This window comes from Pedobacter sp. ASV1-7 (assembly GCF_040203335.1).
Taxonomy (GTDB): domain Bacteria; phylum Bacteroidota; class Bacteroidia; order Sphingobacteriales; family Sphingobacteriaceae; genus Pedobacter.
In genome coordinates this window covers 38,110-54,449 of record NZ_JBEHBV010000008.1, presented here as the reverse complement: position 1 = coordinate 54,449, position 16,340 = coordinate 38,110, and the positions used below count along the sequence as shown (strand labels likewise).

Below are 16,340 nucleotides of genomic sequence, written 5' to 3'. Positions count from 1 at the left end.
GTTAAGTGTTGAGTAATATTTTTGTTCATAGTTTGGTTGGTTTGGTTAGTTGGTATTAAAAATAAATTGTGTACATATAGTGTACGTACACGAAAATTAATAGTAAGTAAAAAACAATTGGTAATAATGTCTCTGATTGTTCTTACAATGGAAAACATGATAATAAAAAATACTACTGACTCGTTTAAAACAAAATCAGTAGTATTATACTATAGGACTTAATATAATTAATCAGATATAGATTACAATGTTACTCCGTTATAGTGAGAATAATTTCTTTTGTTTTTGTAATAGTCTGTTTTATAGTTGCATTAGAGCCTTCAAATACAACTTTATAAGTCCCTGGCTTTGTGTACGTCCAGGTATGATAATTTACTCTTGAATCCGAATACCCTTTTAAAGGTAAACCTACGTCTTGAATTTCAAAAGTTTCAGCAATATCAAATGATTTAGAGACCCAATATTCTTCCTGATATGAGGTTGTGGTATAAGCTTTACCATCTATAGTTGTATTTGAACTATTTGCCCATAGGATAATATTATCAACAGGAGGAGTTCTAGTATACCATCTGTTGTCAGATCTGTCAGGAATCTTATTCTCATTCATCGCAGGCCTAATAAGAAAAAGGTCTCCAAGGTTTTTGCCAGTTTCACCACCAATATCTATTGAACTAAGACCTTTGCTATAAGCTAAATTTACTTTACTTAGCCAAACTGTAGCAAACGAAGTCGACCCTTCATTTTTGATATATTTAAAAGCAAAATTCATTTTATCTCCTGGTTTAACTATATCTGATATATCTACTCGATTAGATGCTGTATGCCCATCTAAAGCAGCTTGTCCCATAAGAAAAGGATACCTGTCAGTTATGTCTATCCATGTTGCAGCCTTTACGTCATTTAAATTAGCCCTGTCTCCAGTGAAGTTTGTAGACACTAATATTGAAACTTGAGGATATGCCAAACGACGTTGATACCATATGGTATAATATAGGTTTAACTTATCGTAAGCTACCATTCTTGGTGCACTAATAAAATCACGATTAGAGCCGTCTTCACCAGAATAAAACGTAATATACTTGGCATCACCAGAAATATTGAATTGTATATTATCTCCTACTTTGTAAGTAGTTTTATCCGTAGTAACATCAAATTTAGGTTCCTTAACGTCTAAAGATTTGTCGCATGCACACAACTGGAACGCCAATAGCAATAGGATTAAATATTTAATTTTCATGTCTATATAAATTAAATTACCAATTTGGATTTTGAACCATATCTGAATTCATCATGATTTCTACAGATGGAATAGGCCATAAAATATGCTTTATATTTTGTGCTTTTTGAAATCTGACAGCTGCATAAAGATTAGTTGCTGAAGGTGGAGTAGAAGACATTGCGTCTGCTACTTCTCTCATGGCATCTGCAAAAGTCCCCCATCTGATAAGATCAAATCTTCTCATTTGTTCAAAAGATAATTCCCTCATTCTTTCTGCTTTGATAATTTCTAAAAAGCTAAGTTTATCAAGTCCTAAATCCACTGGTATATTTGCTTCTGCAGGATTTATAGCCTCCATTGTAACAGTTGCAGTAGCTCCAGACCCAACTCCATTAACCGATACAAAAGAAACACTTGGAGGTGTAGCACTATAAAAAGCTCCCTTGCTTAATAATGTAACTGTGTTTATAGTACCTGCTGCTGCACTAGTACCTAAAGTTGCGTATGCATAGGCCTGAGCCCCCTCATGTCCATCGTTATTTTTTATTACAATCATTGGTGCAGCGGTATATCCACTTCCGGAAGCACCCTTAACAATGGTCGCAATTCTGTACCCCGTACCGTAAGCTCTTCTTCTCACTTCATTTAGCTTATTGAATGCTTCTTGTGTTGGCCCATTATTAACCGCATTTTCAGCCTCTGCAAACATCAATAAGATATCTGAATATCTTAGTAAAGGGAAGTTTTGTGGAGTGGCCCCAATCGCTTTAGGTAATAAAGTTTCATATTCTCTTCTCCATTTTGCTACTTGTCTATTGTAAATCGTAGATTCTGAAGCGGTAGTAACTGGTGATTTAGCTCCATTAGGCCCAGAAGTAGTATAACCAAAATTTGCAATGGACCAATCTCTCCTCATGTCATTTGGACTGGCAAACTGTCTCCACAATTTATAAGTGACCTTTAATCCTCCAAAACCATTACCGGTATTTGGATTAGTATTAATAGGCTGATTTGCAAAACCAACAGAACCTGTTTCGGTATACACATCTGTTCTGTTACCCCAATACTCAACTTCAAGAATACTTTCTCTTATGTCGTACTCATCTCTTGCGTACTTCACGAATATATTGGTAAAATCAGGGTTTAAACCATGTATTGGATCATCAATAACTTTTTTTGCCCAATCTCTCGCTTCTACATACTTTGATTCATCTTTCAATGGGAATCCAGCCATTGTAAGACAAATTCTGGCAAGTAATCCTCTTGCGGCCGACTTACTTATTCTTCCTCCGTGACCAATATCATCTATAGTAGGAACTAAAGCTTCTGCCTTTTTCATATCAGCTAGAATCAGTTCATATACCTCTGCCACAGTACTTCTCTTTTTGTTTAAATTTTGAGTAGCATCACTTGTAGATTCAGTCCGAATAGGAACACCTCCATAAAACTGAACCAATAAAAAATAATAATATCCCCTTAGAAAATGAGCCTCTCCCCTAAGTCTATCTCTAAAAGATGCAGCGATTGCAGGATTATTATCTACATTTTCTAAGAAAGCATTCGCCCTATTAATACCATCGTAACAATCTCTCCATACACCAGCCACATAGGAGTGACCAGGAGTAAAATCAAAAAAAGCAGGCATGGTCATTGTGTTATCTCTGGCATAATATCCTTCATCAGCCTCATTCCCATAAGTATATAACCAACCTGTACCATGTATAGCTCCCATTTTATCGTAAACAGAGGCAATCGTTGAATTTAGTCTATCCTCAGTATCATAAAACGCTTTAGGATCTGATAAAAAATCTTTAGGTTCCTTATCCAAAAATTTTTTACACGATAATGTAGTCATTGCCACTACAACTATCAAAATATATTTTATAAATTTCATTACGCTGCTGATTTAAAATGTTGTCTTCAATGTTAACACTACTGTTCTCGCTATTGGATATGCTGAATAATCAAACCCTGGCATCAATGTCGTGTTTCGTACCGATACTTCCGGATCCATACCCGAGTATTTTGTCCAGGTGAATAAATTCTGTCCAGCTACCCCAAAAATTAAACTTTTAATATTTAATGGTTTTAAGTATTTAGCAGGAATTCTATAATCCAATGCTACAGTTTTTAACCTCAAGTATGACCCATCCTCAACTACCCTTGATGAATGCCAACCAATTTCGCCCTGACCTCTTGTCCTATATATATCAGAGTCAGGATTTTCTGGAGACCATCTATCAGTATAAGATGCAAATTGATTAAATAAGCGAAAAGTATTCGAATTTCCATCAAATGGATTACGGTTAGCATTATAAATCTGATTTCCATAAGACCATTGAAGGAATACGTTCAATGAAAGGTTACCATAAGAAAAATTGTTGTTAAAACCTCCGGTATGAATAGGTAACCCTCTACCAATAATTGTGATATCAAAAGGGTCTATTGTTCCATCATTATTTAAATCTCTGTACTTGATATCACCTGGCTGGACATTATCGGTACCATTATTTGGAATTCCGGTTTTTAGTTTGTAAACACCTGGAGATGGATTATCAAAATCCGCATATTTATAAGTTCCTTCCCATATAAAGCCAAAGAACATACCTACTGGTTGTCCAACTTCAGAAATATATAGTGGATTAGCATTAAATTGACTGATATATGCAGGAGTACTAAATAATTTATCCTGAGATTCATTTAAGGATAAAATCTTACTTTCATTAAATGTTATGTTAAAATCAGAGTTCCATGAGAACTTTTTAGTTTTAATATTTTTTGTGCTCAATGAGATCTCCAATCCTTGATTTCTAATGCTACCCACATTTTTCATAGCAGAAGAAAACCCAGAACTAGTAGGTAACAAAGCATTTAACAGTAAGTCACGTGTATTTTTTCTATATACTTCTGCAGTAAGCTCGATATTACCTTTCAAAAAAGCCAGATCCCATCCCAAATCGTAAGATTCAGTAGTTTCCCATTTTAAATTTTTATTAGAGGGACTAGAAATATAAGCTCCCAATGTAGGAGTTCCATTCCCCCATGAATAAGAAGCACCAAAAGGCTGCGTAATACTGGTAAACCTTGTATATTCCGACACCCTGTTGTTACCATTTAATCCATAACTTAACCTCCATTTAGAAGTGCTTATAAATTTCAGGTTATCCTTGAACCATTTTTCAGAATGCATATTCCATGCTGCAGCAACTGCGGGAAAATATCCCCATCTGTTTTCTTCAGAAAACTTAGAAGAAGCATCTGCTCTAAACGTTGCTGTAAACAAATATTTCGATTTAAAACCATAGCTCAATCTCCCGAAACCTGAAAGTAAGGAATATTCAGTATCAATAGCAGATGTGTTTAGCGGATTTCCCTGATCCATTCCCGACATCCCCATTTCCTCATTAGGAATTTGTTGAGTAGAAAATCCGTACCCTTTATAATGAGAAGACTGGATTTCAAAACCACCCAATGCGGTTATTTTGTGTGACTTGTTAAAAGTTTTATTATAGGTCAACACACTATTATTAGATAATGTCATTCTCTCCCCGTTACTTACAGAAGCATTAATTTTTCTAGAATTTAACAAACTAATGAGTGAGCCTTGTGGAGTTTTAGAGTTATAAAAATTTTCTATAGAAATATAACTATTATAAACAGTTCCAGTAGTTTTTAATGATAAAGATGGACTTATTTTATAATTAATATAACCATTAGCTGACATGTCTGTATTACTTCGGATGTTGTAAGCATTGTTGCTCGTTGCTACAGGATTAAATCTTGCATCATACTGGTTTATTGCATCTTCATCCAAATCTTCTTCCAATAGATTCTGATCTACACTACCTGTAACAGGTCTGAATGACCAAGCTCTGGTTAACAAATACGAGGTCAAAGTAGAACCTTCTCCTTCTCTGATGACTGAACCATCAGATTTCCTTTTGGAAATATTTACATTGAAACCTGCAGATAGCTTTTTACTTATTTCCTGGTCTAAACCAATTCTGCCTTGATATGTGGTATAAGCAGAATTTAACAAAATACCATTTTGCTCCTGATTTGAACCAGAAATTGAATACTTTGTTTGTTGAGTTCCTCCACGTAAAGCTATGGTATGAATACGGTTTAATGAGGTTCTGAATACCTGATCCTGCCAATCCACAGCAGGTATAGTCAAATAATCCTCAAGTGTTCTACCTTTACTGGATAAATAATAAGTATTTGCATAATTCATATCAAGTTCCATCTGATATTTCACAAACTCATACGGAGTCATCATTTCCATAGTTTTCTGTCGTTGCTGAATACCAACAGTGTTATTAAATGTTATAATCGGCAATCCCACTTTTCCTTTCTTTGTTTCAATCAAAATTACACCGTTTGCCCCTCTGGCACCGTAAATTGCAGTAGAGGATGCATCCTTTAAGATATTGATCGACTCAATATCATCAGGGTTAATTGCACCAGCACTAAAATCTTCAACTGGAAAACCATCAATAACATAAAGCGGTGAGTTACTCTGGGTTAATGAGTTACCACCTCTAATCACAATGTTCAACCCCTCACCAGGCTGACCATCAGTAGCGGAAATATTTACCCCTGCTACCCTACCCTGAAGTGCCTGATCAAATGAACCAACAGGTGCCTTTTCCATGTCCTGCAATTTAACCTGGGCAACTGACCCTGTCAGATCTACCTTATTAACCTGGCCGTAGCCCACCACAACAACTTCAGATAAGCTTGATGCAGATTCCTTAAGGGCCACGTTCAGCGTTTTTTTATCGCCAATAAGAATAGACCTGGTTTGATAGCCTACGTATGAAAAAATCAAAACGTCTGAGCTGTTTACACGAACTGCGTACTTTCCATCTTTATCAGTATGAACTACTGCATTTGTACGTCTTAACTTAATACTTACTGCCGGCATGGGCTCACCCGTAGATTCATCCGTTACAGTACCAGTCATATTTTTTAGTTGCTGTGCATAACTGATATCTGGCATTATCAGGCATAGTGCAAGCAATAAAAACAAATGAATTGGTTTTACATGTTGAGTAAAGTGTCTCTCCATACTTTGGTTAATTTGGTTTTTAGTTGATATCTCCCTATTTATAATGTGCACACAAAATGTGTACGTACACGAAAATTAACAAAAGGTATATTAGTTGGTTAAACTAACTCCCTATACCTCTAAAAGCGTTACTTTTTTGCACTCCTCACTAACTTAACATCAGCTGCAGTCACAGCAGTTGCTTTATTCCCAAACTGGGATCTAATATAACTGGCAACAAGTGAAATATCCTTATCACTTAAAAAGTTAAATGATGGCATTTCCTGGTCATACTTCTGTCCTTTTACAACTATTGGACCCGACAACCCTTTTAACATCACAGAGATCAATGCGTTTTTATCTCCCAACACACGTGATGTTCCCTTTAACGGAGGAAAAACTCCAGCAATCCCCTTACCATCAGCTTTATGGCAGGAAGCACAGTAATTATTATAAATCACAGCACCCGGTAAAGCTACCGGCTTCACCTCATTTTTAACAATTACTTTCGAAGCAGCTGGTTTCTTTACCTTAAATACTTTTACAATTTTATCATCATCCTTTTTTGGATACCCCTCACCAGGGTTCCAGTCCCTGTTACTAGTAGAAACATATACATCACCTGCTGGAGACACACATACATCACGTAAGCGTCCCAGTTCATGGTCAAGATAAATCTTTTCCGATTTTACAGCTTTTCCATCTTCAGATAACTTCAGTACCCTTAAACTTTGTGTTTTTAATGTAACTAGCAATATCGAATTATTCCATTCAGGAATAGCTGTCGCCCCATAATACGAAATGCCTGCAGGAGCAATAACCGGTGTCCATGCTTTAGCTGGTTCAGTCACTTTTATGTTCTTAATGAACTCCTTTTCTTTTTCAACATCAATAATTCCCTCTACATTAGGCCAGCCGTAATTCTCAGCTTTTTTTATCAGGTTAAGTTCATCTTCTATTGCATCTCCATGCTCCGAACTATAAAGATGTCCATGTTTTGTAAATGTCAGTCCTTGTGCATTGCGATGTCCCATTGACCAAACCGGATTTCCAGGAAAAGGATTATCAGCTGGTATTGAGCCATCTATATTAATACGGAGTATCTTACCATTTATAGAATTAACATTTTGAGCATTTGCTCCTTTAACAGCATCACCTGTTGTCATCATAACCTTTCCATCTGGTGCTATAGTGATACGCGAGCCATTGTGTCCTGTATTACCCGGAATATCATTCAACAAAACCAAAGGATTTATTAAGGTGTCAGCGGTATAAGTATATCTAACCAATTTTGAAAGAATGACTGTACCATTCTTATATGTATAATCAAGAAAAACGTAAGGTTTTGACTTATCAGGATGAACTGCCATACCTAATAGACCTAAAGATCGATACCTATATACTTCAGGAAGCCTAAGTAATACTTTCCGCTCACCTGTTTCAGGATTAACCTTACTTAAAGTACCAGACTGTTCCGTAAACCAAATCCAATTATCTGGTCCCCATTGTATCTCCCATGGAACATTTAAACCAGAAATAACAGTTTTTGTATTCAGGTAAACAGAATCAGTAACAGAACTCTGATTGTCCACACCACTAACATTACCATTCAATACAAAGGCAGCAATTAAAAGTAGAAAGGGTAAAAGTCTCTTCATATATCAAAATGATGGGTACGTACCCGAAGATAGAAACAGAAAAACTATAAAACAAATTATTTTTACAGTTTTTTTACCAAATCGTTTTAATTTATAATTTATTATCAGCTTTCCTTTTCCAGATGCCCCTTTAAGCCTTCGAAAAGCTTAAAACAGATATTATATTTTTTATTTCTTAATAAAGTCTGAGCCAAAAATCCTGTCCCATAATGCTGAAGTTACCCCGTACCCCTTCGTTGAATCATCATAATGATGTAACATGTGATGCTGCTTGATCTTCTTCCATACCCCATTTTTAAATTGAGCATGATGCAACATATAATGAGTCATATCATAAAAAAGATAACCACCAATAAATCCCACAAAAAAACCATCCAGCATATATGCTGGAAATATCAATTTGAACATTAAATAAAAAGCTGCGGCAAGTGGTATGCTAGCCGACGGCGGCATCACCAACCTTTGTGCATCATTCGGATAATCATGATGTACTCCATGAAATATAAAGTGAATCCGTTTCCCCCATGTGGATGAAGGATAAAAATGAAAGACAAAACGATGAAGAACATATTCCGTCAAAGTCCAAATCAGCAATCCCAACAATAGTTGCCCTATAAAAAGCCCCAACCCATTCAACTGAACAGAAATCCAGCTAAAATAAAATATCACTGGTATATAAACGATTAAAGGAACATAAAACGGTACTTTAGACAATGCTTCGAACAAAGGGTTCTTGAACATTCTTATTGATTCCCGGGAGTTGGATACAAAATTCTTTTTCATAATAACTAATTCTGCTGCCTTGCTAACAAGAAACGCTAATTTACAGCTTTTCTTGTTTTCAAAAAGTTTCATTTATTAAATTTTGGTCATTTTTAATCCGCCTGATCTGCCTTGAAACAGGTATTGAAAGCAATGATTACTAAAAAAAGAACAGTATAACTGATGAATAAGCAGATTGTATAGACGAATATTGATCTTAATTTTGTTATTTTGAAACATATTAACGAACAGGCCTTTTTTTATTTCAACAAACAAAACATGCCAGTTACCAAAAAAGACAAAAGCAACACTAACATTTTATCTATTGATATTGGTGGTACCAGCATTAAAGCTTGTATTTTAAGTTCAAAGGGTGACCTGATTTCGGAATTCAAAAAATTACCTACGCCAGAAAATGCTACTCCTGCTGCTGTATTAAAATGTATCAAAGAACTTGTAGCCACATTAAATGATCCTTTCGAGAAAATATCTATTGGCTTTCCGGGCTATGTTAAATGTGGCAGAGTGCAGACTGCAGTTAATCTGGCTAAAAATAAATGGATCGATATAGACCTTGCACAGCAGGTAAGTGATCTTTTCGGTAAACCTGTGCGGCTTATTAATGATGCTGATCAGCAAGCCCTAGGTATTGTTTCAGGCAAAGGTTTTGAAATAGTATTTACTGTTGGTACAGGTTTCGGGACAGCATTGGTATTTGATGGAGATCTGCTACCCCATCTAGAATTGGCACACATGCCAATCACAAAAACCAAAGACTACGATGATTATATAGGTGATAAAGCTTTTGAAAAAATTGGCGTAGAAAAATGGAACGAGCGATTACAACATATTATAGAAATATATAAAACAGTATTTAACTACGATACGTTATACATTGGTGGAGGTAATTCCAAGCATATTACATTTACACTCGATCATAATATTCATCTGTCAACAAATAAAGACGGAATAAAAGGGGGCGCAAAGCTATGGGATCTGGAAGAAAAATATCATGTTTTCACCAATCATCCAGCAAAAAAATAGACAATGAATAACAAGTATATTTTAGGAATGATCGGCCTTGGCACCATGGGTCGTAACTTATTACTTAATATGGCCGACAATGGCTTTTCTGTAACGGGTTATGATAAAGATGCCAGGATGCTACAAAAACTTGAAGAAGATGGAAAAGCCCATAATTTAAAAGGGTTTGCTTCAGTGGAGGATTTTATACAAAGTTTAGAATTACCTAGAAGGGTTATGTTATTAGTACCTGCGGGTCAGATTGTTGACAGTGTAATTCAGGAACTTGTTCCTTTGTTGGATAAAGGCGATATGATCATTGACAGTGGAAATTCGCATTTTACCGATACCAGCAGAAGAGCTGAAGACCTTTCTAAACAAGGTATCCATTTCTTCGGGATGGGTATTTCTGGTGGTGAAGAAGGTGCCCGTTTTGGACCTAGTATGATGCCTGGTGGTGATAAAACAGCTTACAATACTGTGAAACCTATCCTCGAAGCGGTATCAGCCAAAGTGAATGGAGATCCTTGTGTTGCCTATATAGGTCCCGGAGCTTCTGGTCACTTTGTAAAAATGGTACATAATGGTATTGAATATGCGATCATGCAAATCATTGCCGAAGCTTATTACATGCTTAAAAATGGAATGGGCTACAACAATGAGCAAATTTACAATACCTTCAAAAAATGGAACGAAGGCAGATTGCATTGCTTCCTTCTAGAAGTAACCAGAGATATTTTCAAAGTAAAAGATGCTAAATCTGGTGGTTACTTAATTGATGTCATTAAAGACGAAGCTAAATCAAAAGGTACTGGAAAATGGACATCACAGATTTCCATGGATTTGCAATTGCCTATACCTATTATTAACGAAGCTGTTAGCAGCAGAGATCTTTCAAAATTTAAGCAATTACGTGTTGTCCTTGCAAATGCTTTGCCTCACGAGACAGAGAAAATAGATAATCCAGCAGATTTTGAAGTACAACTGGAACAAGCATTTTATTTTGCCATGATTACCTGCTATGCTCAAGGTTTACATCTACTCAGTCAGGCATCTACAGAATATAAATACGACATGAATTTACAGGAGATCTCACAAATCTGGCGTGGTGGTTGTATCATCAGAGCCGCATTGCTGGAAGATATTTATCATGCTTATTCAGAACAACCTGATCTGGCTCACTTATATGCCGATGCAGGAATCCAAAATAAACTAAAAGAAATTGTCCCAGGTACAAGGAAAGTAATTGGTAATGCCATACAAAATGGCTTTGCGTTGCCAGCCTTTGCTTCGGCATTAACTTATTATGATTCTTTTAGAACTGCCAATTCACCACTTAATTTAACACAGGCACAAAGAGATTTCTTCGGTGCTCATACTTTTGAACGGACAGATGAGCCTGGGATTTTCCATGCCGACTGGAATTCAGATAATTTGTAAAAACCCCTAATAATGAAGACAAGTATCAACCTTAGCCCAACCATAATCGTAATTTTTGGAGGCACCGGTGATTTAAACCTACGCAAACTTGCACCAGCGCTTTATAACCTATACGCTGAGAACTACATGCCAGATAAGTTTGCCCTCATCGGCACAGCCAGAAGACCCCTTACAAACGAAAAATTCAGGACAGCCCTGATGGATGGTGTAAACAGTTTCTCACGTACCGGTAAAGTAGAAAAGGACAAATGGGAAAACTTCTCTCAAAACATTCATTATAAGCCAACTGATGTTCAGGACTCAGCTTCTTTTGATGAACTTAAAGTAATGGTTGATCAGTTTAAAACCGAATTTGGTGCAGATACACAAATCGTATTTTATTTAGCTGTTTCTCCGGATCTTTTCCCGGCAATCGCCAAACGTTTAGCTAAATTTAAAATGGCAGAAAACGAAGATAATTGCCGAATTGTAGTTGAAAAACCTTTTGGTAAGGACCTGGAAACTGCACGTGAGTTAAACGCATTATTAAAAGAGCGTTTCAAAGAAAAGCAAATCTACCGTATCGACCATTATCTGGGCAAAGAAACTGTTCAGAATATCATGGCCTTCCGTTTTGCGAACTCTTTTCTTGAACCACTCTGGAACAGAAACTACATTGATCACGTACAGATCTCTGTAACAGAACAATTGGGTGTGGGAGATCGTGGTGGTTACTACGATGGTTCAGGTGCTTTACGCGATATGATTCAGAACCACTTGCTACAACTACTATGTATCATTGGTATGGAAACTCCAATCAACTTTGATGCTGATGAGATCAGGGATAAGAAAGTAGATGTATTAAAGGCTATGCGCCCATTCTCTGCTGAAGATATCCGTTTTAATACCGTTCGCGGACAATATACCAAAGGCTGGATTAAAGGGGAAGAGGTTCCTGGATATCGTTCTGAAAAAGATACAGACGATGATTCTAATACAGAAACATTTGCTGCAATTAAGTTTTTTGTTGACAACTGGCGCTGGAAAGGTATTCCTTTTTATATCCGTACAGGAAAACGCCTTGCTCAAACCTCTTCGCTGATTACCATTCAGTTTAAAGATGTACCACATCAAGTATTTCCTGAAGCAGTTGCCGAACACTGGCAGCAAAACAGGCTGATCATTAGTATACAGCCAGAAATGAGTATCCGTTTACAGGTACAAGGTAAACGTCCGGGATTAGATATGATTCTAAATCCTGTTGACATGGTTTTTGACTATAAAGGAACTTATACAACAGAATCTCCGGAGGCTTATGAAACCCTGTTACTTGACGTCATGACTGGTGATCAGACCCAGTTTATGCGTGCAGATCAGGTAGAAATAGCATGGGAATTATTAATGCCTGTTATAAATGCATGGGAGACTAAAAAATCGTTAAGCTTCCCTAATTACACTGCAGGTTCATGGGGACCAGAAGATGCTGAAGCATTAATTGCAAGAGATGGATTCCATTGGTTTACCCTACCTTTAAAACAAGAATAAATGAATTTATTGATATATAAAACTCAAAGTGAGTTACTGGAAGATATTGCGGCTTACATCATCAACATAGCAAACAAATCTATTGATGAGCAAGGAAGCTTTAATTTTGTACTAACTGGCGGCAATTCGCCCAAAGCATTATACGAAATGCTGGCCACTACTTATAAAGATCAAATAGATTGGAAAAAAGTATATTTCTTTTTTGGTGATGAGCGTAACGTAATGCCAAACCATGACAGCTATAATGGTCTGATGGCAAAACAGGCGATTCTTGATCCTTTAAATATCGCAGCAGATCATATATTTTATGTTGATACGACCCTTGCTCCAGAAAAAGCAGCTATTGAATACAACAAAGCAATAGTAAAACACTTTGATGGTGCAGATTTGGTATTTGACCTTATTTTATTGGGTATGGGTGATGATGCACATACCGCATCATTATTTCCCGGAACAGATATCCTGAACAATCATAATGTTGAAATAGACTCTGTATGGGTTGAAAAGCTATCTACTTATAGAATCAGTTTCACAGCACCACTAATCAATAAGGCTAAAAATATAGCTTTCCTGGTATTTGGAGATAGCAAAGCCGAGGCTGTAAAACATGTAATTGAAACAGATAAGAAAAATTCAAAACTATACCCTGCCCAGTTGATCAAGCCAATTGATGGTAAGGTAACATGGTTTTTAGATGATGCCGCAGCTAAATTATTAGATAACTAATAAAGCTGTTTTATATTAACTAAATAAGGCCGGTATATCCGGCCTTATTTAGTTAATTATCATATAACCCTTGATGATAATGATGAATTCACAAGGATATTTAAAATGCAAAAAAAAACAAACATATCACACTATAAATCAAACAGATACCCTACCCAGATACACACTATCAGAGATACTTTCACGATCATCTGAAATAAAAGCGATATAAGTTTCTATAAATTCATCTTTTACCGAGTTTGAATCTGTTTTAGTCCTCAAAGAAACCTTTAACTCTTCAGTTCCTTCTTTTCTACGTGCTCCACTTACCAGATAATCAGCTTCATCATTTGCAGGTTTATAAGCAAGAAGCATAACCTGATCACGGTTTAGTTTATAACCCCAATTCCGATCAACATCCCATGTAAATTTTAACACATCCCCCTCAAGTTTAACCGCAGCATTTAAAGGCCCTAGCAGTTTCCCCCTAATTACCAGAACTTTACTAAAATCTATTTTAAAATTTGGATATACGCCAGTAACAGCTTCTTCCAAAGATAAGATAAAGCTCCATTTTCTGGAATTCTTGGTGTACCGGCAACATCAATCTTATATCCAACATTAATAAATTCATCAATTACAGCAACGAATCTTTTTACCATTAAAAACTTTAGATTCACAGCTTTCTGTGCAATGGATCTTTCTTTTTTCTTTCCCGTCTGCTTAGGTTTTGTTCTGACCACAGGCTGACCACGTCTTATGTATGTCACCAGATTTGAAATCTTGCCAAGCAAGGGTCCTAATATACCGTAATTCATTCTAGCCATATATATAATATTTAACCAGGACTTTATTATCCTTAATAGCTAAGATAAGCATAGAATTACGATAAGCATCCTCCAAACCTTAATTTGTTTTTCTACACTAATTAACATGCCTTGATTATGCGTTTTTATTGGTAAGAGTAAAAGGATAGCAAAAGAGTAGCAAAAGGATAGCAAAAGAATAGCAAAAGAAATCTGCACCTACGAAAAATTTTTACCTCTGTTAAATCGGTAAATCAAGTCACATAAATGAATAGAATATTCTTACATATTCATTAAGTGAACAAAATGAACGACATACTTTTAAATTATTAAACACATAAAAATAAATACATTACAAAACGTACTACAACTAAAAAGCAAAATTCAATCTTGTAAAAAGGCCAACGAGACACTAAAAATGAACATAATGAACAATGAATAAGACGCTATTGTAGGCTAGGTTTGTAGTAGGGATTACTACTAAATTAATATGCACTCATTTCGCATTAAGCAAATATTCACTTTAACGTTATTAACATCCTTGTTAGTAATTAGTGAGTTTAATGTGGCTAAGGGGCAGTGTCCAGCGCTTACAAAAAGAGTTTATGCAAATAATGTATCAGCAAATACTACCTTACTATTAAGTAGTATCGATAATAGTGGCCTTGCTATAGATGCTGATCCAAAAACTGCGGCGACTTTAAATTGTGTTGTTGGAGTTTTAGGTGCTCTTGGGAATGCATCGCTTGATTTTAGTTGGTCAAGCAGCCCTACAATAAAAGCAGGCACAGCGGTAAAAATAAAATTAGGTATGGGAAATGGTTTACTTGGAGTCCTACCTAACTTAACAGTTGTCGGATTAAAAAAGGGCTTTCTGGGGGCAACCGTTGAAATTTCCAACAAATCTACAGTTAGTCCTACATTATTAAATCTTTTACCAGGAGACAATACAGTTGAATACACATATACTCCTGAAGAAGATTCTTTTGCAATAAGAGTTAACCTAGGTGCAGTTGTCGGGCTTGCTCAAACAGCGAAAGTTTTTGATGTCTATACTCTTCAGCCAACCACTACTCTTGATTGTACAAAAGGAGATGTTCTCGATATAATATATGGCGTAAAAGATATCGGCATTGGTGCATTATCCGTAACAGTCGGCGTAGAAAATCCTTGGAATTCTGTGGATGGAAATCCTGACACATATGCTGTTATGCATACTGGTGCAGGTATTTTAGCTCAGGCCAGAGAAAAAATTATCTTTTCAAGCCCAAGTTTACCTACAGATTCTGTGAAAATTATAACCTCTACAGGGACATCTTTACTGAATATAAATTTACTTACTGGTTTCTCTATACAAAGATACTTAGGTGATACACCCGTTGGGGTGCCACTTGATGCCTCCAGCAACTTGTTAATAGTTAAACTATTTGCCAACAACACAAGGGCTGCAATTATTTTAGCACCAACACCTTCTTCCTATGATAGAATTGAAATTTTATATGGTGGAGTCGCTGGAGTTTTATCAACAGTAAATATCCATGAAGTACAAAGAGTTACCTCAACCAAATTACCTTCAGCCATTGACATTGACAACAACATAGCAGTTTGCAAAGGTGCTATAATTTCTTTGCCTACTCCTTTGGATGCCTGTACTACTTTTGAATGGTATGATGCACCTGTTAATGGCAATCTAATACCTGGAACGTCTATAAACACTTCATCTTATAGTGCCGGAATAAAAAAATTCTATATCCAGCCAATTAGAAATAGCTGTAAGCTTTTAACAAGGGGCATTGCAACCGTTACAATAAATGAACCAGCTATAAACATTATAAGTCCACAGAGCTTATGCCAGGATGTATTAAGCACAACTTTCCCTTTCACCATATCAAACTGTAATCCAACTCAATATAATATTATCTGGAGCCAGGAAGCCCTAAATGCAGGCTTCACCAATGTTGACTTTATTAATTTACCAGGCACTTTACCATTATCAATACCAATCACTGTGCCCGGAAGAGCTACAGCAAACTATGGAAATTACCAAGGCATGATAACGGTAAAAAATGCTTCAACAACAGGCAGTTCAATCCCCATAAATGTCATAATAAAACAAACACCCGAAAAACCAACAGTAACATTAAAATAATCCA

General features: G+C 36.2%; 12 protein-coding genes. 5 read left to right on the top strand and 7 right to left on the bottom strand.

Going from position 1 to position 16,340, the window contains the following annotated elements; genetic code table 11:
* Positions 1-250: 250 nt before the first annotated feature.
* The 5 genes from ABDJ41_RS17625 to ABDJ41_RS17605 form a co-directional block, all read right to left on the bottom strand.
* On the bottom strand, positions 251-1,237 hold the full coding sequence (locus tag ABDJ41_RS17625) for a DUF5017 domain-containing protein (protein ID WP_349787400.1): 987 nt from the start codon (positions 1,235-1,237) through the stop codon (positions 251-253).
* Between the two features lie 16 nt (positions 1,238-1,253).
* The gene (locus ABDJ41_RS17620) at positions 1,254-3,113 is read right to left on the bottom strand and encodes a RagB/SusD family nutrient uptake outer membrane protein (RefSeq protein ID WP_349787399.1); all 1,860 of its coding nucleotides are present in this window, start codon (positions 3,111-3,113) and stop codon (positions 1,254-1,256) included.
* Between the two features lie 12 nt (positions 3,114-3,125).
* Positions 3,126-6,290 (bottom strand): SusC/RagA family TonB-linked outer membrane protein, encoded by a 3,165-nt coding sequence (locus tag ABDJ41_RS17615; RefSeq protein ID WP_349787398.1) that lies wholly within the window; start codon positions 6,288-6,290, stop codon positions 3,126-3,128.
* A gap of 128 nt (positions 6,291-6,418) precedes the next feature.
* Complete coding sequence (locus tag ABDJ41_RS17610; protein WP_349787397.1) at positions 6,419-7,927, bottom strand: PQQ-dependent sugar dehydrogenase; 1,509 nt, start codon at positions 7,925-7,927, stop codon at positions 6,419-6,421.
* A gap of 168 nt (positions 7,928-8,095) precedes the next feature.
* A complete protein-coding gene (locus ABDJ41_RS17605) occupies positions 8,096-8,782 on the bottom strand; it encodes a sterol desaturase family protein (RefSeq protein WP_349787396.1) in 687 nt (228 codons plus the stop codon).
* A 186-nt stretch (positions 8,783-8,968) separates the two neighbouring features.
* On the opposite strand from ABDJ41_RS17605, the gene ABDJ41_RS17600 reads away from it, so the two are divergent.
* From ABDJ41_RS17600 to pgl, 4 genes are read left to right on the top strand one after another with little or no spacing between them, the layout of a single operon-like run.
* Positions 8,969-9,733 (top strand): ROK family protein, encoded by a 765-nt coding sequence (locus tag ABDJ41_RS17600; RefSeq protein ID WP_349787395.1) that lies wholly within the window; start codon positions 8,969-8,971, stop codon positions 9,731-9,733.
* Between the two features lie 3 nt (positions 9,734-9,736).
* On the top strand, positions 9,737-11,152 hold the full coding sequence (gnd, locus tag ABDJ41_RS17595; protein WP_349787394.1) for an NADP-dependent phosphogluconate dehydrogenase: 1,416 nt from the start codon (positions 9,737-9,739) through the stop codon (positions 11,150-11,152).
* Positions 11,153-11,164: 12 nt separating this feature from the next.
* Entirely contained in the window at positions 11,165-12,676 is a 1,512-nt protein-coding gene (gene zwf / locus ABDJ41_RS17590) for a glucose-6-phosphate dehydrogenase (RefSeq protein ID WP_349787393.1), read from the top strand.
* The gene (gene pgl, locus ABDJ41_RS17585) at positions 12,677-13,402 is read left to right on the top strand and encodes a 6-phosphogluconolactonase (protein ID WP_349787392.1); all 726 of its coding nucleotides are present in this window, start codon (positions 12,677-12,679) and stop codon (positions 13,400-13,402) included. It abuts the gene before it with no gap.
* A gap of 138 nt (positions 13,403-13,540) precedes the next feature.
* Here the strand turns inward: pgl and ABDJ41_RS17580 are convergent, their stop codons facing one another.
* Positions 13,541-13,936, bottom strand: a complete 396-nt coding sequence (locus ABDJ41_RS17580; protein WP_349787391.1) for a DUF6266 family protein — start codon at positions 13,934-13,936, stop codon at positions 13,541-13,543.
* The gene (locus tag ABDJ41_RS17575; protein ID WP_349787390.1) at positions 13,894-14,208 is read right to left on the bottom strand and encodes a hypothetical protein; all 315 of its coding nucleotides are present in this window, start codon (positions 14,206-14,208) and stop codon (positions 13,894-13,896) included. The genes ABDJ41_RS17580 and ABDJ41_RS17575 overlap by 43 nt, the downstream gene beginning before the upstream one ends.
* Positions 14,209-14,677: 469 nt before the next feature.
* On the opposite strand from ABDJ41_RS17575, the gene ABDJ41_RS17570 reads away from it, so the two are divergent.
* On the top strand, positions 14,678-16,336 hold the full coding sequence (locus ABDJ41_RS17570) for an immunoglobulin domain-containing protein (RefSeq protein ID WP_349787389.1): 1,659 nt from the start codon (positions 14,678-14,680) through the stop codon (positions 16,334-16,336).
* Positions 16,337-16,340 lie beyond the last annotated feature (4 nt).